This window comes from Solwaraspora sp. WMMD792, assembly GCF_029626105.1.
Classification (GTDB): domain Bacteria; phylum Actinomycetota; class Actinomycetes; order Mycobacteriales; family Micromonosporaceae; genus Micromonospora_E.
Genome location: NZ_JARUBH010000009.1, coordinates 3,274,469 through 3,293,845, shown reverse-complemented (window position 1 = coordinate 3,293,845; position 19,377 = coordinate 3,274,469). Strand labels below are relative to the sequence as shown.

The window sequence follows — 19,377 nt, the reverse complement described above, 5'->3', positions numbered from 1 at the left end:
TGGAGCTGCTAACTGGCCGGGTCCGTTATACAGGTGAAGCTGACCTGCTCGCTGTACCCCCGACCGACCGGTGGCTGACCGAAGCTGCCGCGCTGGTGGCGTACTGACGTAGTCGGGCAGCCCTGGCTACGCACCCTCGTCACGAATCTCACGAAGAGCTGAACGACAGCTTCCAGATATGTCTTGATGATCTATAGAGGACTGTGACGGCGGTCACAAATCTGGGGTGGTAAGTGGGGGCCTTACAAGGGTGTCACCTGCGCGTCCACAGCTGACTCCAACATCATCCGGTAGTGGCCTAGTGGCCCAGGGTTGACGAAGCTAAATAGGTCGTTGACTATGGCAAGGGCGGTTCAACAAGCAGGGTGTGGGCCAACCGGCCGCGCCGAGTCGCCGTTGTCATTGCTGCCGTTCCCGCAGCACCAGCCTCCGTCCTCGCCATTTCAAAACCCGGAAATGACGCGTGGATTCGAAAGCGACCTGGATGGTTGCTCGACAAAGAGGAGTTAGCCGCATGGGTATGCCTGGCAGAACCCGTATTACCCGGGGTGTTCGACGCCTCGGCGTCATCGCGCTGGCCGTGGCCGTCGCGCCAGTCCTGTCCGCCACCGGGGCCACTGCGGGTCCGGCCGAGGTGGAGACCAAGCCGACCCGGGTCGCCGGCTCCGATCTGAGCACCAGCAGCTCGCTCGCGCCGGTGCGGCTGCCGGGTGACAAGACCGCCCGCACCTATTCGCCCGCGCAGCTCAAGGCGTTCGAGCGCACCGGCGGAGACCCCGACGTGCTGGCGTACTGGACACCGGAGCGGATGAAGGCGGCCAAGCCGCTGGACGCACCCGGCGACGCCGTGTGGGTCGAGAACACCGCGCGGGCCATCGCCAGCAAGACGCCCACGGTCGTGACCAAGCCGGTGGCCGCCACCGTCGCGACGAAAGAGATCGCTGCCCCGGATCCGGTGACGAACTTCTCGATCACCAACGGCAAACTGTTCATCGGCGGCTACGAGAGCGGCTCGTGGTGCTCCGCGTCGGCGGTCGCCACCTCGTCCAAGCGGGTGTTGATCACCGCCGGCCACTGTGTCCACAGCGGCCAGGGCGGTGACTGGTTGAGCAACCTGGTCTTCGTGCCGAAATACAACGCCTTCAACGCCGACCACGACCCGGTCGGCCGGTTCCAGGCGTACCGGTTGCGGACGTTCAACGAATGGATGAACAACAGCAACCTCAACCGGGACGTCGGCTGGGTGACCACGTTCTCCGGTGGTGACTGGAACACGACGGTCGTCGACACCGTCGGCGGGCACGGCCTCGCCTACAACGGTGGCACCGAGTTCGATGTGTCGATTTTCGGTTACCCGAGCAACCGCGACGGCGGGGACAGGATGTGGGCCTGCTGGGGCACCGCCGTCGACAACAGCATTCTCGACAACCGTTCGAAGATCACCTGCAACTTCGGTGGCGGTTCCTCGGGTGGTCCGTGGATCTGGAATTACAGCAACGCCAACGGTCTCGGCCATGTCCGATCGGTTATGTCCACCGTTGACGGCAGCGGAGTGAACCGGGGGCCGTATTTCGACACGGCGGTCCTCGACGGCACGAACGCCGCCAACGGCGACTGGTAATCTGAGTCGATGCTGACGCGACGACCGCCTCGACTGACAGCCGTACTGCTGGTCGGGGCGGTCGTCGCGCTGAGTGCCTGCGGCCCGGCGGCCGAGCCGGGCGACGACGGCGACGGCACCACCGCCACCCGGGCGCCGGACGCCGCAACGAGCCCGGGAGCGCTGCCGGTCCGCGACGACCTGGTCGACCCGCAGGTCGTCGCTTGGCGCAGCTGGCGAGCCGTCGACGACCGTACCCTCGAATTTACCGTGACCGCCGGTCCCGCCGACTGCTACGGCGCCGAGCCGCAGGTGCAGGAGAGCGAGACAGCGGTGCGCGTCCAGATCCGGGTGGGCCGGCTGCCTGAAGCGGCCGACGAGGAATGCCCGGCGATCGCCCTGGAATCGGCCGTCCTGGTACGCCTGGCCGCGCCGCTGGGTGACCGCGAGGTCGAGCAGCTGAACTGACCCCCGTCCCGTGCCCCGGGTCGTCGTGCATGGCGGCACGGCCGGGTCGAAGGCCGCGCCTACCATCGGGGTCATGGCACTGACGGCGGACGACGTCGACCGGTTCGAAGCGGCCCGGCCGCGCCTGGCGGCGATCGCCTACCGCCTGCTCGGCTCCGCCAGTGAGGCCGAGGACGCCGTACAGGAGACGTTCCTGCGCTGGCAGGCCGCCGACGTCGACCGGATCGACGTCCCCGAAGCGTGGCTGACCAAGGTCCTCACCAACCTGTGTCTCAGCCAGTTGACCTCCGCGCGGGCCCGCCGCGAAACCTACGTCGGCCAGTGGCTGCCCGAGCCGCTGCTCGCCGGCGACCCGATGCTCGGCCCGGCCGACACCGCCGAGCAGCGCGAATCCGTCTCGTACGCCGTCCTCGCCCTGATGGAACGCCTGACCCCGCACGAGCGGGCCGTGTACGTCCTGCGGGAGGCGTTCGACTACCCGCACCGCGACATCGCCGGCATCCTCGGCGTCTCCGAGGCCGCCAGCCAGCAGATCCTGCACCGGGCCCGGCGGCACCTCGCCGACGGCCGGGCCCGCACCGAGGTCGACCGGGGCGCCGCCCGGCGGGTCGTCGAAGAGTTCCTGGCCGCCGCCACCAGCGGTCGCATCGAGCCGCTGCTACGCCTTCTCGCCGGCGACGCCGTCTCGATCGGCGACGGCGGCGGACACATCCCGGCCCGCGCTGTGCCGGTTGTCGGTGCCGTCGCGGTCGCGAAGTTCCTGCGCGGCCTGTTCACCCCGGGGGCGGCCAAGCGGGCCCTGCTCGGCGGCTCGCCAGCGGTGTACGCCTGGACCGCCAACGGTGATCCGGCGGTCGTGGTCGTCGTTGACGGACGGGTCATCGGCGTCATGTGCCTGCAGGTCACCGCCGACGGTGTGGCCGTGGTCCGCAGCCAGGTCAACCCCGACAAGCTGCACCGGGCCACCGTGTCCTGGGCTGCGGCCGACCACGGGGAACCGCTGTTCACCGCCTTCTGAGCACACAGTGTGAGGTGCTTCACGCCGCGGTCGCGTCAGCAATCGCGGGGCTGCCCGGTTCAGGTGCTGTCACACCCCGTGCAGACAGACAGGAGCAGGACATGCGGCACCGCATCGTCGTCCTCGGCGCCGGCTACGCCGGAGCCATCGCCGCCGGCCGCCTCGCCCGGCGGCTCGACCCCGCAGACGTCGCCATCACCGTTGTCAACGCCGAACCCGACTTCGTCGAACGCGTACGGATGCACCAGTTGGCGACCGGCCAGGACCTCAAGCCCCGACCGTTGCGGGAGATGTTCGCCGGTACCGGCATCGAGCTGCGGGTCGCCACGGTCACCGGCGTCGACGTCGACGCCAGGACCGTCACGGTCGCGGCCAGCGACGGCTCCGACGGCAGCGGGGCCAACGAACTGGGCTACGACACGCTCGTCTACGCCCTCGGCAGCGGCTGGAACCCCGGAGCCGTCCCCGGCGTCGCCGAACACGCCGCCGAGATCGCCAGCCGGCCCGGCGCGCTGCGGCTGCGGGCCCGGCTGGCCGGCCTCGCCGCCGGTCGGCCGGTCGTCGTGGTCGGCGGTGGCCTGACCGGCCTGGAGGCCGCGACCGAGATCGCCGAGGCCCGCCCGGATCTCGACGTCGCCCTCGCCGTGCGTGGCGGCCTCGGCGACACCCTGTCGCCGAAGGGCCGGGCGCATCTGCGCAAGGTCCTCGCCGGGCTCACCATCACTGTGTACGAGCACACCGCCGTCACCGGCGTCGCCGCCGACCGGGTCACCACCGCCGACGGCGGCACCATCCCGGCCGCCGTCACCGTCTGGACCGCCGGCTTCGCCGTCCACCCGATCGCCCGTACGACCGGATTGCAGCTGGCCGACAGCGGCCAGATCGTCGTCGACGGCACCATGCGCTCGGTGTCGCATCCGGACGTGTACGCCGTCGGCGACGCGGCCTGGGCAATCGGATCCGGCGGCAAACCGCTGCGGATGTCGTGCGCCTCGGGCACCCCGATGGCGTGGCAGGCCGCCGACTCGATCGCGGCCCGGATGACCGGCGGGAAACTGCCGAACGCGCCCCTGCGCTACGTCAACCAGTGCATCTCGCTGGGCCGCCGGGAGGGCCTGATCCAGTACGTCACCGCCGACGACCGCGCCAAGCCGGCGGTGCTGACCGGACGGCTCGCCGCCGGCTACAAGGAGCTGGTCTGCAAAGGCGCCGCCTGGGGCGTCGCCAACCCGACCCTGCGGCTGCCTGCCCGCCGCCGCAGCGTCAGCCGGGTCAGGGCTGGAGCAGCACTTTGATGGCGCTGCGTTCGTCCATCGCCCGGTAGGCGTCGGCGGCCCGGTCGAGGGGCAGGGTCAGGTCGAAGACCCTGCCCGGGTCGATCTCCCGGCGCTGGATCAGGTCGATCAGGTCGGGTAGGAAGTGGCGTACGGGGGCGGGACCGCCGTGCAGGTGTACGCCGGAGAAGAACAGTTCCTCACCGGGCAGCTGCACGCCGTGGGCGACGCCGACGTAGCCGACGTGCCCGCCGGCCCGGGTGGAGCGGATCGCCTGGAGCATCGACTCCTGGGTGCCGACCGCCTCGATGACCGAGTGCGCGCCGAGGCCGCCGGTGAGTTCCTTGACCCGGGCGACACCCTCGTCGCTGCGTTCGGTGACGATGTCGGTCGCGCCGTACTCCAGGGCGAGCTTCTGCCGGGAGGTGTGCCGGCTCATCGCGATGATTCGCTCCGCGCCGAGCTGCTTGGCGGCCAGGACGCCGAGCAGGCCGACGGCGCCGTCACCGACGACGGCCACCGTTTTCCCCGGCCCGGCCTGGGCGGCGACCGCGCCGAACCAGCCGGTGCCCAGCACGTCGGAGGCGGCGAGCAGGCTCGGGATCAGGTCGGCGTCCGGGGCGTCGGCGGTGGCGACGAGCGTGCCGTCGGCCAGCGGGATACGCGCGTACTGGGCCTGCGAGCCGGTGGGGGTGGCGAACTCCCGGTTGACGCAGTGCGTGTGGTAGCCGGCCCGGCAGATCTCGCAGGTGTTGTCGGAGGCGAAGAACGAGCCGACGACGAACTGCCCCGGCCGTAGGGTGCGGACCTCGTCGCCGACCTCCTCGACGTAGCCGACGTACTCGTGGCCCATCGGCTGCGGACGGTTGATCTTCTCGATGCCCCGGTACGGCCACAGGTCGGACCCGCAGACGCAGGTCGCGGCCAACCGGATGATCGCGTCGGTCGGGGCGGCGATCGTCGGCTGTTCCCGCTGCTCCACCCGTACGTCACCGGGGGCGTAGAGGACGGTTCCGAGCATGATGGGTACTCCTTCAACGAACACAGATGATCAGGCCGATCCCCGCGTGGCGTCCGCCGCTCGAGGCCGGGCGCTGCCCAGCTAACCCGGTTTCCAACCGGTCGGGGAGTTTCTGCCGAAAGGTGTACCAGCAGGGCACCCCACCGCCCGGCGGTGCGACGTACCGTCGGTGACGTGGACAACCGCACCGAGGTCCGCGAGTTCCTCGTCTCGCGCCGCGCCAAGATCAGCCCGGAGCGGGCCGGGCTGCCCGCCGGCACCAACCGCCGCGTCCCCGGGCTGCGCCGCGCCGAGGTCGCCGCGTTGTCCGGGGTGAGCATCGAGTACTACGCCAAGCTCGAACGCGGCGCGTTGGCCGGGGTGTCGACCAGCGTGCTCGACGCGATCGCCCGCGCCCTGCAGCTCGACGACGCCGAACGGGCCCACCTGTTCGACCTGGCCCGCGCCGCCGAGGGCAGCAGCACCCTGATGCGGCCCCGGCGTCGCCGCACCCGGCAGTGGAGCCCGCACCCGAGCCTGCAGTGGACCCTCGACGCCGTCACCGACGGGCCGGCGTTCGTGCGCAACGGCCGGATGGACCTGCTCGCCGCCAACCAGCTGGCCCGCGCCTTCTACGACCAGGTGTACGCGCAGCCGCAGCGGCCGCCGAACCTTGCCCGGTTCACGTTCCTCGACCCCGCCGCCCGGGACTTCTACCCCGACTGGGAGACGGCAGCCGACATCGTGGTCGCCATCCTGCGGACCGAAGCCGGCCGCGACCCGCACGACAAGGACCTGCACGACCTGGTCGGGGAGCTGTCCACCCGCAGCGCCCAGTTCCGCACCCGGTGGGGCGCGCACGATGTCCGCCACCACGGCACCGGCACGAAGACGTACCGGCACCACGTCGTCGGTGAGTTGACCCTCGCCTACGAAGGGCTGGAGATGGCCGCCGAGCCCGGACTGACCCTGACGATCTACGCGGCCGAGCCGGGTAGCCCGTCGGCGGACGCACTACGCCTGCTCGCCTCGTGGGGCGTTTCCCAGCAGCAGCCGGACACCGTCGACCGCTAGGAACCGCCCAGCGCCTGGCGCAACGCCTGCTCGCGTTCGGCGATTATCGCCTCGGTCTGCGGCTGCAGCTCATCGAGGGCGGACTCCATCGGGCCCTTCGAGAAGAAGCCGGCCGCGTTCACCATCAGAACCCTGCCAGCCGCAACAGCGTTCGCCAGCTGCGTCGCGGCCTGTTCGGCTTCCGCCGGGAACTCGATGGCTGCCAGTGCTTCGCCGTAGGTGACGAACAGATCCGCCAACGCCCGCGCGTCCTGCTGGGCGGTCAGCAGCCCGGCATCCAGCAGACCGTCGCCGGCCCGGTCCACGTTGGCGGCGAGTTGCCGCGCCAACGGCTCGTACTGGCTGTGGAACCGCTCGGCGGCCTGCTCGAACTCGTCGGCGGGTCCGCTGCCCCTGGTCAACGCCACCACCACCACGACCGTGACCACGGCCAGCATTACGATCACCGCGCCGACTACGGCCAACCCTGCGACGGGGGAGCGACGGCGTTCATCCGTGGCAGTCATCAGGAGTCCACTCCGGCCTGGGCCCTGCTGCAGGCGGTGTCGGCCTGGCGCAGTGCGGCGTCCAGCTTGTCCTCGTCGCCCGCGCGGGCGGCGTCGAACATCTCCTGCGCCCGCCGCATGCACGGCAGGAGGACGTCACGTTCCTCGGTCACGCCGGCCAGGTTCTCCTTGGTGGTGTCGAGCTCGCTGGTCAGTTCGCCGACTCGCGTCTCGGTCTCGGTGATTCTCTCGTCCCGCTCGGCGACGATGTCACGTTGTTCCTGCAGTTGGGTGGTGAGGTCGGACCTGGTGTCGCGCAGTTCACCGCGTTCGTTGAAGTACAGGCCGAAGCCGACGGCGCCGAGGGCGAGAAGCAGCACCGACAGGACCGCGAGAACCAGGGTGGCACGTCCTTTCGGTGCGGGCGGCGGCACCTGCGGGTAGGTCGGCGGCCCGTACCCGGGCGGCCCGGAGGTCGGCGGCCCGGAGGTCGGCGGTGCGGGGGTCGGCGGCCCGTACGCCGGTGAGGTGGCGGTCGGCGGTGCGGGTGTCGGCGGCGGAGGCGCCGGTGGATAGGCGTTGGTCGGGTAGGTCGGCGCGGGGGTCGCCGGGGCACGGTACTGGGCATCCTCCGACCCGTACGGGTACGACATGGTTCCTCCGATGGTGTCGATCAGCAGACGTGGAAGGTCTCGCAGGCGGTCTGAATCGGTACGGCGAGGCCGATGCCCTCCGCGTCCCGCGCCTTCGCGTTGGCGATCCCCACGACCTCCTTACGGGTGTTGATGACGGGTCCACCGGAGTTGCCGGGGTTGACGGGCGCGTCGAACTGGATCACCGACCCGGGTCCGTCGGTCCGGTCCCGCACCGCGCTGACCACGCCGGTCGTGATGGTCTGGGTGAGCCCGAGCGGCGCGCCGACGACCAGGACGCTCTCGCCGGCACCGGGGGGATCGGCTGCGGCGGGCAGGCCAGCGAACCCGGTGTCGACCTTCAGCAGGGCGATGTCCCGCGACTGGTCCACGTCGGTGATCACCGCCGTGTACCGCTTGCCGTCGCGTTCCAGTTGCACCGACCGGTCGCCGGCCGTCCACACCGCCTCGACCACGTGGAAGGCGGTCAGCACGTTGGTGCGGCCGGTCCCGGCGGATGTGCTGTCGCCGGACATCGTGACGGCGAACGCGCTGCCGGAGAAGTCGTCGGCGATCACCTGGAAGACGCTGGGCAGCACGGCGGCGGCGACGGCCGGCGGGTCGAAGGCCTGTTGATTGTCGTCCTCGACTGCGGCGAGCCGGCCGTCCAGGCTGTCCAGCCGCTGGTCGGTGCCGTCGGCGGTGTCCTGCGCGGTCCGCTGCGCCCCGGCCAGATCGTCCCGCAGCTGATCGATCTGCCCCGCCTGGACGGCGACGGTCACCGTGAGCGCGATCAGTACGGCCGTGACCCCTGTCGCGGCGGCCCAGCGCAGCACGCGCGTTGCCATGACACCCCCATGAAACTACTCTCCGTCCCGCCTGTGTCATCGACGGTATCTGCGTCGGTCCAGGGGCGGTGATGGTCGTTCGACCCCCATCGACGCCGGGACGTGGCACGGCGCCGATACGATCAGGACCGTGCCGGGCGCGGTGGAACAGCGGCTTCTCCGTAACGGGCTGCGGTACGCGCTCGGCCTGCGGACCGTCGTCATCGGACTGTCCAGCACGGTCTACCTCGTCCTCGGCACCGCGCCCGACCGCGTGATCGCCGTTGCCGTGGTGCTGACGCTCAACGCCTGGAGCATCGGCTACGCCGTCGCGCTGGTGCGCGGCTCCCGCCGTACCCGTCGATGGCTGCCGCTGGCCGACGTCGCGGTGGTGTGCGGCGCCTGCCTGACCCAGACCTGGACCGTCGTGTCCGACCCGAGCGGGGGTTCGACCTGGATCCTCGTCGTCGTGAACCTGGTCGTCGTCACCTACCCGTGGCAGGTCGACTGGCCGCAGCTCGCCGGCGCCACCGCCGCCATCGTGACCGCGTACTTCGTCGGCGCGACCCTGGCCGACCCGGGCGGCTGGCTCGCCGACCCGGCGATCGGGCCCTGGACGGCGGCGCAGGCAGCCCTGTCCTGGGGGCTGTACCGGTTCGTCCGGCGCGGTGCCCGCGCCGCCGACCGGGCCGTCGACGGGGCCGCGCAGCTGCGGCGGGCGGCGGCGATCGCAGCGGCCAGACGGCGCGACGAACGGGAGTACCTCGCGGCGCTGCACGACACCGCCGCCGCGACCCTGCTGATGGTCGGCAGCGGCGTCCTGGCCCACAACACACCGTGGCTCGCCGCACAGGCCCGTCGCGACCTGCGGGAACTGCAACGCTCCGCAGACGCCGCCCAGGGCGAGACCGACCTGGTCCCGCTGCTGCGCGACGCCGCCGGCACCGCTGCCGTCCACGTCACCTGGCACACCCCCGACCGGCTACCGCTGCCGGCCGCCGATGCCGTGGCGCTGGGTCGCGGCGTCCGCGAGGCGGTGACCAACGTGGCCCGCCACGCCGGGACCGACCGGGTCGACATCCGGGTCGACCACGACCCCGACCAGGTCACCGTGTCGATCATCGACCGGGGCGTCGGCTTCGACCCGGCCCGGGTCGGCCCCGACCGGTACGGGGTGACCCGCTCCCTGGTCGAGCGGATGACCCGCATCGGCGGTCAGGCCCGGATCGACAGCCGCCCCGGCCACGGCACCACCGTCACCCTGACCTGCCCCCGGGTCGTCACCGACAGCGGCGGTACCGACCGAGATGTCATCGCCGCCTCGTTCCAGCGGGGACTGCGCTGGGCCGTCGTCGTCCTGAGCCTGGCGATCCTGCTGCTGCTCGACCTGGCCCGGCTGCTGACCAGCCGGGAGGCGTACGTCTCGCTCTGGCCGCAGCTGCTCACCTGGGCCGGCCTGACGGCGGTGACCCTGGCCGTGGGCGTCGCCACCTGGCGCGACCGACCGCTCGGCCGGTGGCGGCTGCCACTGCTGGCGCTGGTCTTCGGGCTGTCCGCGCTGGCGACCTCGTCGGTACGGCCGGAGTACCTGCTCGGCCCGGCACACTGGTCCGAAGGCGACGCCGGCTGGCAGGTCGTGCTGCTCATGATGGACACCCGGATCGCCGCCTTCGCGGCCGTCCTCGCCGCCCAGTACCTGATGACGTTCGGGCAGGCTGCCCTCGCCTGCGAGGCGGCGTTGAGCATCGCCGGTGCGGTCAGCGCCACCTGGGCGGTGCTCGCCTTCCAACTCGCGATCGCGATGATCGCCACCGTGCTGCGCGCCATGGCGGGGTCGTCGGCGAAGGCGCTGGCTGCCGCCGAACGGGTCCGTACCGCAGAGGCCGTCGCCCGGCACCTGCACACCGACCGGGCCGACCGGATGTCGGCGCTGGCGACCACCACCGTACCGCTGCTCGACGGCCTGGCCCGCGACGAGCTGGACCCCGGCGACGAGGCCGTCCGTCGGTCGTGCGCCGCCGAGGCCGCCCGGATGCGCCGGCTCATCGCCGAGGACACCGGCACCGCCGACTCCCTCGCCCACGAGCTGCGGGCCTGCATCGAACTGGCCGAACGCAACGGGGTCACGGTCTCCTTCGCCGACCGGGGCACCCGCCCCGAGTTGCCGCCGCCGGTGCGCCGCCGGCTCGTCGAGCCGGCGATCGCCGCCCTCGCCACCGCCCGGGGCGGCACGGCGGCCCGGCTCACCGTGGCCAGCACCGGCCGGTCGGTGACCGTCAGCGTCGTCGCCGCCTGCCAGCCCCCGCCGCCGACACCCGACGGCGACGGAGTCCACCGGTCCACCACCGTCACCGGCGGTCGATGCTGGATTCAGGCCACCTGGCAGGGAGAACAATGATCACTGCGGTAGTCGTGGACGACCATCCCGTCGTCGTCGCCGGGGTGCGTGCCTGGTGCGCACTGGCCGACCCACCGATCGAGGTCGTCGCCGCCGGCCCCACCGTCGCCGTCGCCTGGCTCGACCCGGGGGCGAGCGCCGACGTGGTCGTCCTCGACCTGCAGCTCGACGTCACCGGCCCGGCGTACGGCGACCTGAAACGTCTCGTCGACGCCGGCCGTCAGGTCGTCGTCTACAGCATGCGCGACGACCGGGACAGCGCCCTCACCGCCCTCGACATCGGCGCCTTCACCTACCTGACCAAGGCCGAGGGCGCGGACCACCTGGTCGCCGCGATCACTGCCGCAGCGGCCGGTACGCCGTACACCCCACCGGCGCTCGCCGGCGCGTTCGGCACCGACGAACGCCCGCAGCGTCCCCGGTTGTCGCCCCGTGAGCATCAGGTGCTGATCGAGTGGTTCCACTCCGAGTCGAAGGAGATGGTCGCCCACCGGCTGCGCCTGACCGTGCACCGGGTCAACTCCTGCCTGGAACGGGTCCGGGTCAAGTACGCCAACGTCGGCCGGGAGGCACCCACCAAGGCCGCCCTGGTGGCTCGTGCCCTGCAGGACGGGCTGATCACCACCGACGAACTCTGACCGACCAGCTTTGATCTGAGGATCACGTCAGACTGTCGGCCGGGATCGTGGTCCTGGTGAGCCGCTGCGAGACCTGCCAGACGCGTACGGCGTCCTCGGTGAGCAGCGGGGAGAAGGTCCGGTGCTCGACCGGCGGGCCGCCCAGATTGCCGAGGCCGGCGGGCCCGTACAGCACACCGCCTTTCGCGTCCGGGGCCGTCGCGGCGAGCAGCGCCGGCAGGGCCGCCGTCTCGACGGTGCCGAGCAGGATGCCCCGGGCCGACAGGGCACGGATCAGCCGTACCTGCGGGGTGTCCTTGCTGCGGCCGACCTCCGGTCGGGCGGCGAGCAGGCTGGTCGGGGCCACCCCGGGGTGGGACAGGTTGCTGGTGATGCCCCAGCCCTCGGCCCGACTGCGGCGGTCCAGCTCCAGTCCGAACAACCCGAACGCGATCTTGGATTGGCTGTAGGCGCGCTGCCCGTGGTAGCCGCGTTCCCAGCCCAGGTCGTCCCAGTTGATCGTGCCGCTGCGGGCCGCGATGCTGACCTGCGAGGTCACCCGGGCCCGCCCCGCGCGCAGCAGCGGCAGGAGCCCGCCGACGAGCGCGAAGTGTCCGAGATGGTTGGTGCCGAACTGCAGCTCGTGCCCGTCCGCCGTGGTCTGCCGCTGCGGCGGGGTCATCACCCCGGCGTTGTTGATCAGGATGTGCAGCGGCCGGTCCTCCGCGCGCAGCGTCTCGCCGAGCGCGGCGACCGACGCCAGGCTCGACAGGTCGAGATCGCGCAGCGAGACCGTGGCGTCCGGGACCTTCGCCCGGATTCCGGCCACGGCCGCCTCGCCCTTGCGCCGGTTACGTACCGGCATGATCACCTCCGCGCCGGCGGCGGCCAGTCGGGTGGCGATCACCAGGCCCATCCCGTCGCTCGCGCCGGTGACCAGCGCCCGCTTTCCGGACAGATCGGGAATCGTGCTGTCGATCGTTCGCCGTGCCATGGTGCGTCTCCTCCGTCGGGTACCCACCGATCCTGGAACGTCGACGGCACCGTAACCACGGCCTGCCGATCCCCGGCTCCGGCCGCCCCCCATCGGTCCGGCGGCATCCCCGCCGGTCCGTCGCAGGGGTGGATCGGCGATCCGTGGTTACCGCCGGCCACGGACGGTAGAAACAAGGCAGGACCGCGAAGGAGGCACCCCGATGATCGACCGCGCCGGGCTGGCCGAGTTCCTCCGCAGCCGCCGCGAGGCGCTGCAACCGGAGGACGTCGGCCTGCCGCGCGGCCCCCGCCGACGCACCAGCGGGCTGCGGCGTGAGGAGGTAGCGGCCCTGTGCCACATGTCGACCGACTACTACTCGCGGCTGGAGCGCGAACGCGGGCCGCAGCCGTCGAGCCAGATGCTCGCCTCGATCGCCCAGGGCCTGCACCTGTCACTCGACGAACGGGACCACCTGTTCCGCCTCGCCGGGCACCAGCCGCCGACCCGTGGCGGCGGCGGGACCACCGAACACATCAGCCCCGGCCTGCTGCGGGTCCTCGACCGGCTGACCGACACCCCGGCGGAGATTGTCACCGAACTCGGCGAGACGCTACGGCAGACCCCGATGGGGGTCGCGCTGACCGGCGACACCACCCGGTTCACCGGGCCGGCCCGCAGCTCCGGCTACCGCTGGTTCACCGACCCGAGCGCCCGGGACCGGTACGCCCCGCAGGAACATCCGTTTCTCACCCGGATGTACGCCTCCGGTCTGCGGCAGATCGTCACCCTGCGCGGCCCCGACTCCCGGGCCGCTCGCCTGGCCGACCTGCTCCTCGCCAGTAGTGAGGAGTTCCGCCGGGCGTGGGACAACTACGAGATCGGCGTCCGCCCGCACGACGTCAAACACTTCGTCCACCCGCAGGTCGGCGCCTTGGAGCTGACCTGTCAACAACTGGTCGACCCCGGCCAGGCCCACTCCCTGCTGGTCTACACGGCCGTCCCCGGCAGCGAAAGCCACGACAAGCTGCACCTGCTGTCCGTCATCGGCGCCCAGCCGCTGCGCTGACCGGCGTGGCCGCCCGCCGCGCCTGACGACGCGGCGGGCGGATGCTGTCAGGTGGTCGTGCAGACCAGGTCGGTCGGTGGGTTGTTCGTGCCACCGACGCTGGCGAGGAACCCGAAGGTGGTCGAGCCGCCGGCCGGCAGCGACCCGTTGTAGGACACGTTGGTGACCCGTACGGTCGCGCCGCTCTGCGTGTGGGCGCCGCTCCACATCTGGTTGATGACCTGCCCGTTGGGGAAGGTCCAGGTGACGGCCCAGCCCTGGATCGGTGCGGCGCCGGCGGTCACGGTCACCTCGCCCTGGAAACCGCCGGGCCACGACCCGGTGACCGCGTACGTCGCCCGAGCCCCGGACGGCGGGGGAGAGCTGCTCGGACTCGGGGTCGGGGACAGGGTCGGGGTCGGCGAGACCGACGGGGACGGGCTCGCCGACAGGGTCGGCGTCGGTGTCGGCGACACGCCGGGGCGGGCGAGGCGGTAGGTGCGTCCGGCGCGGCCGGCGAACTGGACCACGTCGGTCTCCGGCCGGGTGGCGCTCGGCGTACCGCCGTCGGTGACGTCGGTGAGGGTGAAGCTGCCGGTGAACAGCCGGGCCCGCAGCCGTACGGTGCCGTCGCGGTCGGCGCGGACGTGGAACTCGTCGGCCTGGCCGTCGCGCCACACCATCGCGACGGTGTAGCCGCCCCGGCCCCGCAGCCCGGCGACCTGCCCGGTCGGCCAGGCGGCGGGCAGCGCCGGCAGCAGGTGCAGCTCCCCGTTGTGGCTCTGCAGCAGCATCTCGGCGATCCCGGAGGTGGCGCCGAAGTTCCCGTCGATCTGGAACGGCGGGTGCAGGTCGAACATGTTCGGTGCCAGCCGGTCGGTGCGCACCAGGTCACGCAGCAGCTTGTGGGCGCGGGCGGCGTCCTCCAACCGGGCCCAGAAGTTGATTTTCCAGGCCAGCGACCAGCCGGTGCCGTCGTCGCCCCGGATCTCCAGGGTCCGGCGCGCGGCCTCGAACAGCTGGGGGGTGCCGCGCCGGGTGATCTGGTTGCTGGGGTGCAGCCCGTAGAGGTGGGAGACGTGCCGGTGGTTGCGTTCCGGCTCGACCCAGTCGGCCAGCCACTCCTGGACGTTGCCCCGGGAGCCGATCCGCATCGGCGCCAGCCGGTCGCGGGCCGCCCGGACCTGGGTCCGCAACGTCGGATCCACGCCGAGGACCTCGCTGGCCCGGGCGACCCCCTCGAACAGGTCCCGCAGGATCTGGTTGTCCATCGTGGGTCCGGCGCAGACGCTGGCGTCGCCGTGGTGGGCGATCTCGGGGGAGTTCGACGGGTTGGTGACCAGGTATCCCAGGTTCGGATGGGTGACCAGGGTGTCGAGGAAGAACTGGGCCGCACCCTTCATCGCCGGATAGTTGGTCTGCAGGAAGGTGACGTCGCCGGTGAACTGGTAGTGCTCCCAGATCAGGGTGGCCAGCCACGCTCCACCGGTCTGCCACATGCCCCAGAACGCGCCGTCGACCACAGAGGAGCCCCGCCACCCGTCGGTGTTGTGGTGGGTCACCCAGCCGCCGGCGCCGTACTGCGCCTGCGCGGTCCGCGCGCCGCTGACCGCCAGGTCCCGGACCATGTCGAAGACCGGCAGGAAGCACTCGGAGAGGTTGGTCGTGTCGGCCGGCCAGTAGTTCATCGGCAGGTTGGCGTTGATCGTGTACTTCGAGTCCCACGGCGGGGTCATCGAGTCGTTCCAGACGCCCTGCAGGTTGGCCGGCTGGCTGCCCGGTCGTGACGACGAGATCAGCAGGTAGCGGCCGTACTGGAACAGCAGCGCGGAGAACTGCGGGTCATCGACGCTCGCGTGCTGGGCGATCCGCACGTCGGTCGGCTGGTCGGCCGCCGCCGTGCGCCCCAGGTCGATCGACACCCGGTTGAACAGCGCCTGGTAGTCGGCCAGGTGCCGGCTGCGCAGCTGGTCGAAACCGACCGTACGGGCGGCGTCGAGGTGGTTGCGGGCGATGCCCTGGTAGTCGCCGTTGACGGTGCGGAAGTCGACGTAACTGGATCCGACCGAGATCAGCAGCGTGACGCTGGTCGCGCCGGACACCCGCAGGCTCCCGCCGGAGCTGCTGACCGTCCCGCCGGTGGCGATGGCGGTGGTCAGGGCGAGGAAGCGCACCGAACCGGTGACGCCTTCCATGCTCCCGGAGGTGCCGTCGAGCGCGATCGTCGTCGCGTTCGGGCTGGAGACGGAGCTGCGCTGCGGGCTGTCGAAGGTGGCGGTGAAGGTGATCGCGTTCGACCGGTCCGCGGTCAGCCGCACGACGATCACCTGGTCCGGCGCGCTGGCGAACACCTCGCGCCGGTACCGCACGCCCCCCAGCGTGTACGTGGTGGTGACGGTGGCCGTGGTGAGGTCGAGTGTGCGGTCGTACTGGGACATGCCGCTGGCGGAGCCGAAGGCGAGTCGCAGGTTGCCGACCGGTTGGTAGGCAAGCTGCCCACCGGGCGAGCCCATCATGGTCTGGTTGATCAGGTTCTGCGCCTGGGTCCACTGCTCGGCGAAGACCAGCCGGCGGATCTCGGCCAGCGCGCCGGCGCCGCGTGGGTTGGCGGAGTCGTAGGGGCCGCCGGCCCAGACGGTGTCCTCGTTGAGCTGGAGTCGGTCGGTGTCGACGTTGCCGAAGACCATGGCGCCGAGTCGGCCGTTGCCGACGGGCAACGCGCGCAGCCAGTCGCTCCCGGCCGGTTCGTCGTACCAGAGCGCCATGTCGCCGGCCGCGAGGACCTGCGGTGGCGTCGCCGGCTGCGCGCGGGCGATCGCGGTCCACCCGGCTGGCAGCAGAACGGCACCCGCCCCGGCCGCCCCGGCGGTGAGGAGTTTTCGTCGGGTCACTTCAGACATAGCGGTTCTCCAGGATCCGTACCGGCGGTTGGCCGCAGGCACGTCGACCCGGCCACCAGGTTATGTATCGAAACTGATCGTTGTTAACGTTAACGATCGGGTCGCTCACGTGTCAACGACCTGCCCGGCGCCGTGCAGTGACGGGCGTACGCCCTCGGCGCTTCAGCGCAGCGACGTTGCCGGACGCGCCAGCCGGGCGCGTACGGCGGCGGCGTCCGGGTGGCCGGCCCGCTCCAGCAGCACCAGCGCCGCCGCCCAGTCGCCCCGGGCCGGGTCGACCTGGCCGCAGGCGTACCGCGCGTCGCCGAGGTCGACCAGAGTCTCCGCCTCACCGCCCCGGTCACCGATCGCGCGGAACAGCCGCAACGCCCGCTCGTGGCAGTCGACCGCCGCGCGATGGTCACCGGCCGCCGCCTCGGCACAACCGGCGGTACGCCAGTTGGTGGCCGCCCCGTGCCGGTTGCCGAGCTCGGTGTTGAGCGCCAGGGCATGCCGGCACAGCTCACGGGCCTGTTCGGGTTCGCCGAGGCGGATCCGGGTCCAGGCGATGTTGTTCATCGCCCGCGCCTGACCGGTCAGGTGCCCGGCCTGCCGGTACAGCTCCAGCGACCGCAGGTCGTAGTCGAGGGCGTCGGCGTCGCGGCCCTGCCGCTCGCACACCCGGGCGAAGTTGACATTGGTCTGTGCCTGGTTCGCCCGGTCCCCGACGGCGACGAACAGCTCAAGCGCCTGCGTCAGGTGCCGGGCGGCCTCGTCGGTACGGTCCAGCTGGGTCAACGCCCGACCCAGGTTGCGGTGCAGATTCGCCTGCGCCGCCTGGTCGCCCAGCCGCACCGCCGCCGGCAACGCGGCACCCTGCACGGTCACCTGGTCGTGCCACAGCGCCCGCAGGTTGACGTAGCTGGTCAGGCTCCAGGCCAGCTCCCAGGCGTGCCGGTCCCAGCGCTCGCTGGCCGCCAGATCGACCGCACCGAGCAGCACCCGGTGCTCGGCCACCAGCCAGCGCATCGCCGCCGCGCCGTCGGCCAACGCCGGCACCACCACCCCGGGCGCCGGGCAGTCCAGCAGGATCGGGTCCCGGTGCGGATAGAGCAGCCGGTCGGCGGCGTACGCGGTGTGCAGCAGGTGGTCGAGCAGCCGCCGGGTCGCGGCCCGCCGCCGCGTCGCCGGCTCCTGCGCCTCGGCCAGCTCGGCGGCGTACGCCCGCAGCAGGTCGTGCAGCACGTACCGTCCAGGCGAGTGCTCGGCTATCAGGCTGGCGCGGGTCAGCACGGCCAGCAGCCGACGGGCGGCGGGCACCGTTTCACCGGCCAGACTGGCCACCGCCGACACGGTCAGCTCCGGCCCGGGATGCAGCCCGATCAGCCGGAACAGCCCGGCGGCGGCCGGGTCGAGCGCCCGGTACGACCAGGAGAACACCGCCCGTACGTCGGCCGCCGGATCGCCAGCGTCGAACACGTCCAGGCCGGCACCGGCCTCGGTCAGCTCGGCGGCCAGGTCGGTGAGAGTGACCGCCCGGTTCACCACCACCCGCGCCGACGCGACGGCGAGCGCCAGCGGCAGCCGGGCACACCGGTCGACGATCCGCTGTGCGGCGGCCGGCTCTGCCCGCACCCTTGCCGGCCCCAGCCGCCGGGCGAGGAACCGCCGCGCCTCGGCGTCGGTGAACAAATCGAGGGCGATCGGCCGAGCCCCGTCCACGGCGACCAGACCGCCCAGCTGACCTCGACTGGTCACCACGGTGACACAGCCCGGCGCGCCGGGCAGCAGCGGGCGGACCTGTTCGGCGTCGCGGGCGTTGTCCAGCACGATCAGCATCCGCCGGCCGGCGACCAGGCTGCGGTAGCGGGCGGTCTGCGCGGCCAGCCCGATCGGCACCCGCTGCGGGGCGACCCCGAGCGCGGCCAGGAACCCGCGCACCACCTCGGCGGGGTCCAGCGCCGCACCGGCCGGATCGAATCCACGCAGGTTCACGTACAATTGTCCATCCGGGAACCGGTCGACGCTGCGGCGCGCCCAGTGCAGCACCAGGCTGCTCTTGCCGACCCCGGGGGTGCCGGTGACCACCGCCAGCGGCGGCTGACCCGGGTCGTCGATCGGCAGCGCGTCCAACTCGACCAGCGCGGCGACCCGGCCGGTGAAGGCCGACGGCGCGGCCGGCAGTTGACGCGGTACGTCGGCCGCCTCCGGCGCGGCGCGCGGGGCCGGAGTCAGAGCCGCCTCCGGGGGTGCGGCCGCCTCCGGGGGTGCGGCCGCCGTCCCCAGTGCCGGGTCCGCGGTCAGGATCCGGTGGTACGTCTGCCGCAGCGCCGCCGCCGGGTCGGTGCCCAGTTCATCGGCGAGTCGAGTACGGACCACCTGGTAGTGGCGCAGCGCCTCGGCCTGCCGGCCGGCCCCGTACAGCGCCCGCATCAACTGACCGGCGATCCGCTCGTCGAGTGGATGCTCGGCGGCCAGCGCGGTCAACTCGCCGAGCAAATCGGCGTGCCCACCGGCGGCCAACCGCAGGTCCACCAGGTCCAGCCGGGCGGCGAGCCGGTCAGCGGCCAGCGCGGTGCGTACCGTGTCGAGCCAGGCCGACTCCAGGGTGCCGAACGGCGTACCGCGCCACAGCGACAACGCCCGGGCCAGCAGCGCCGTCGGTTCGTCGACGGTCGCCGGCGTCCCGCCGGTCCGCGCGGCGGTCGTGCCGGCCCGGGCCCGCCGGACCAGCTGGCCGAACAGCTGCAGGTCGACCAGGGCCGGGTTGACCTGCAGCAGGTAGCCGCCGGACCGGCGGACGATCCGTACCGGGTCGGCCGGGGCCAGCACCTGCCGCAGCCGGGACAGGTAGCCGGCGAGCGCGTTGCGGGCCCGCTGCGGTTGCCGGTCGCCCCAGACCCGGTCCAGCAGCCGGTCGGTGGGCACCAGCCGGTTCGCGTCGACCAGCAGCACGGCCAGGACGCAGCGTTGCCGGGCGTGCCCCAGGTCGAGGTCACGGCCGCCGACCCGCACCGTCACCTCCCCGAGGATCCGTAGCTCGACGTCGGCCCGCGCACTGTCCACCTCCGCAGGATGCTCCGC

The 19,377-nt window shown here is 72.2% G+C and carries 15 protein-coding genes; 8 read left to right on the top strand and 7 right to left on the bottom strand.

Annotated features, from left to right (window positions below; translation table 11 throughout):
• The first annotated feature begins 514 nt into the window (after positions 1 to 514).
• The 4 genes from O7629_RS15895 to O7629_RS15880 all read left to right on the top strand — a co-directional run bounded on the left by O7629_RS15895 (position 515) and on the right by O7629_RS15880 (position 4,381).
• Entirely contained in the window at positions 515 to 1,621 is a 1,107-nt protein-coding gene (locus tag O7629_RS15895; RefSeq protein ID WP_278170103.1) for a hypothetical protein, read from the top strand.
• Between the two features lie 9 nt (positions 1,622 to 1,630).
• A complete protein-coding gene (locus O7629_RS15890) occupies positions 1,631 to 2,068 on the top strand; it encodes a hypothetical protein (RefSeq protein WP_278170101.1) in 438 nt (145 codons plus the stop codon).
• A 73-nt stretch (positions 2,069 to 2,141) separates the two neighbouring features.
• On the top strand, positions 2,142 to 3,086 hold the full coding sequence (locus O7629_RS15885) for an RNA polymerase sigma-70 factor (protein ID WP_278170100.1): 945 nt from the start codon (positions 2,142 to 2,144) through the stop codon (positions 3,084 to 3,086).
• A gap of 101 nt (positions 3,087 to 3,187) precedes the next feature.
• Positions 3,188 to 4,381, top strand: a complete 1,194-nt coding sequence (locus O7629_RS15880) for an FAD-dependent oxidoreductase (RefSeq protein ID WP_278170099.1) — start codon at positions 3,188 to 3,190, stop codon at positions 4,379 to 4,381.
• On the opposite strand, the gene O7629_RS15875 is transcribed toward O7629_RS15880, so the two are convergent.
• The gene (locus O7629_RS15875) at positions 4,359 to 5,381 is read right to left on the bottom strand and encodes a zinc-dependent alcohol dehydrogenase family protein (protein ID WP_278170098.1); all 1,023 of its coding nucleotides are present in this window, start codon (positions 5,379 to 5,381) and stop codon (positions 4,359 to 4,361) included. The genes O7629_RS15880 and O7629_RS15875 overlap by 23 nt on opposite strands.
• A 174-nt stretch (positions 5,382 to 5,555) precedes the next feature.
• On the opposite strand from O7629_RS15875, the gene O7629_RS15870 reads away from it, so the two are divergent.
• Entirely contained in the window at positions 5,556 to 6,434 is an 879-nt protein-coding gene (locus O7629_RS15870; RefSeq protein ID WP_278170096.1) for a helix-turn-helix transcriptional regulator, read from the top strand.
• Here O7629_RS15870 and O7629_RS15865 read toward each other — a convergent pair.
• The 3 genes from O7629_RS15865 to O7629_RS15855 are packed head-to-tail and all read right to left on the bottom strand — an operon-like array spanning position 6,431 to position 8,399.
• Positions 6,431 to 6,880 carry a hypothetical protein gene (locus O7629_RS15865; RefSeq protein ID WP_278170094.1) on the bottom strand — a complete coding sequence of 150 codons (450 nt, stop codon included), beginning with the start codon at positions 6,878 to 6,880 and terminating at the stop codon, positions 6,431 to 6,433. The two genes, O7629_RS15870 and O7629_RS15865, sit on opposite strands and share 4 nt — an antisense overlap.
• Before the next feature lie 59 nt (positions 6,881 to 6,939).
• The gene (locus tag O7629_RS15860; RefSeq protein ID WP_278170093.1) at positions 6,940 to 7,572 is read right to left on the bottom strand and encodes a hypothetical protein; all 633 of its coding nucleotides are present in this window, start codon (positions 7,570 to 7,572) and stop codon (positions 6,940 to 6,942) included.
• Between the two features lie 20 nt (positions 7,573 to 7,592).
• Positions 7,593 to 8,399, bottom strand: a complete 807-nt coding sequence (locus O7629_RS15855) for a trypsin-like peptidase domain-containing protein (protein WP_278170092.1) — start codon at positions 8,397 to 8,399, stop codon at positions 7,593 to 7,595.
• Positions 8,400 to 8,529: 130 nt separating this feature from the next.
• Between O7629_RS15855 and O7629_RS15850 the strand changes: the two genes are divergently transcribed.
• Both O7629_RS15850 and O7629_RS15845 read left to right on the top strand, forming a co-directional pair.
• Positions 8,530 to 10,776, top strand: coding sequence for an ATP-binding protein (locus O7629_RS15850; protein ID WP_278170091.1), 2,247 nt, complete (start codon positions 8,530 to 8,532; stop codon positions 10,774 to 10,776).
• Positions 10,773 to 11,414 (top strand): response regulator, encoded by a 642-nt coding sequence (locus O7629_RS15845; RefSeq protein WP_278170090.1) that lies wholly within the window; start codon positions 10,773 to 10,775, stop codon positions 11,412 to 11,414. Before O7629_RS15850 ends, O7629_RS15845 begins: the two co-directional genes overlap by 4 nt.
• A 22-nt stretch (positions 11,415 to 11,436) precedes the next feature.
• Here the strand turns inward: O7629_RS15845 and O7629_RS15840 are convergent, their stop codons facing one another.
• Entirely contained in the window at positions 11,437 to 12,387 is a 951-nt protein-coding gene (locus tag O7629_RS15840) for an SDR family oxidoreductase (protein ID WP_278170089.1), read from the bottom strand.
• A gap of 202 nt (positions 12,388 to 12,589) precedes the next feature.
• On the opposite strand from O7629_RS15840, the gene O7629_RS15835 reads away from it, so the two are divergent.
• Positions 12,590 to 13,435: a helix-turn-helix transcriptional regulator gene (locus O7629_RS15835; RefSeq protein ID WP_278170088.1), complete on the top strand. Its 846-nt coding sequence runs from the start codon at positions 12,590 to 12,592 to the stop codon at positions 13,433 to 13,435.
• A 47-nt stretch (positions 13,436 to 13,482) separates the two neighbouring features.
• Here O7629_RS15835 and O7629_RS15830 read toward each other — a convergent pair whose 3' ends face one another.
• Both O7629_RS15830 and O7629_RS15825 read right to left on the bottom strand, forming a co-directional pair.
• The gene (locus O7629_RS15830; protein ID WP_278170087.1) at positions 13,483 to 16,314 is read right to left on the bottom strand and encodes a glycoside hydrolase N-terminal domain-containing protein; all 2,832 of its coding nucleotides are present in this window, start codon (positions 16,312 to 16,314) and stop codon (positions 13,483 to 13,485) included.
• 162 nt (positions 16,315 to 16,476) lie between these two features.
• Positions 16,477 to 19,359, bottom strand: coding sequence for a BTAD domain-containing putative transcriptional regulator (locus O7629_RS15825; RefSeq protein ID WP_278170085.1), 2,883 nt, complete (start codon positions 19,357 to 19,359; stop codon positions 16,477 to 16,479).
• Positions 19,360 to 19,377 lie beyond the last annotated feature (18 nt).

Excerpts from the sequence above, each read along its gene's own strand:
- O7629_RS15885 (WP_278170100.1), top strand. The coding sequence starts at position 2,142 with ATGGCACTGACGGCGGACGACGTCGACCGGTTCGAAGCGGCCCGGCCG.
- O7629_RS15895 (WP_278170103.1), top strand. The coding sequence starts at position 515 with ATGGGTATGCCTGGCAGAACCCGTATTACCCGGGGTGTTCGACGCCTC.
- O7629_RS15845 (WP_278170090.1), top strand. The coding sequence starts at position 10,773 with ATGATCACTGCGGTAGTCGTGGACGACCATCCCGTCGTCGTCGCCGGG.
- O7629_RS15840 (WP_278170089.1), bottom strand. The coding sequence starts at position 12,387 with ATGGCACGGCGAACGATCGACAGCACGATTCCCGATCTGTCCGGAAAG.
- O7629_RS15860 (WP_278170093.1), bottom strand. The coding sequence starts at position 7,572 with ATGTCGTACCCGTACGGGTCGGAGGATGCCCAGTACCGTGCCCCGGCG.
- O7629_RS15830 (WP_278170087.1), bottom strand. The coding sequence starts at position 16,314 with ATGTCTGAAGTGACCCGACGAAAACTCCTCACCGCCGGGGCGGCCGGG.
- O7629_RS15855 (WP_278170092.1), bottom strand. The coding sequence starts at position 8,399 with ATGGCAACGCGCGTGCTGCGCTGGGCCGCCGCGACAGGGGTCACGGCC.
- O7629_RS15890 (WP_278170101.1), top strand. The coding sequence starts at position 1,631 with ATGCTGACGCGACGACCGCCTCGACTGACAGCCGTACTGCTGGTCGGG.
- O7629_RS15880 (WP_278170099.1), top strand. The coding sequence starts at position 3,188 with ATGCGGCACCGCATCGTCGTCCTCGGCGCCGGCTACGCCGGAGCCATC.
- O7629_RS15875 (WP_278170098.1), bottom strand. The coding sequence starts at position 5,381 with ATGCTCGGAACCGTCCTCTACGCCCCCGGTGACGTACGGGTGGAGCAG.
- O7629_RS15835 (WP_278170088.1), top strand. The coding sequence starts at position 12,590 with ATGATCGACCGCGCCGGGCTGGCCGAGTTCCTCCGCAGCCGCCGCGAG.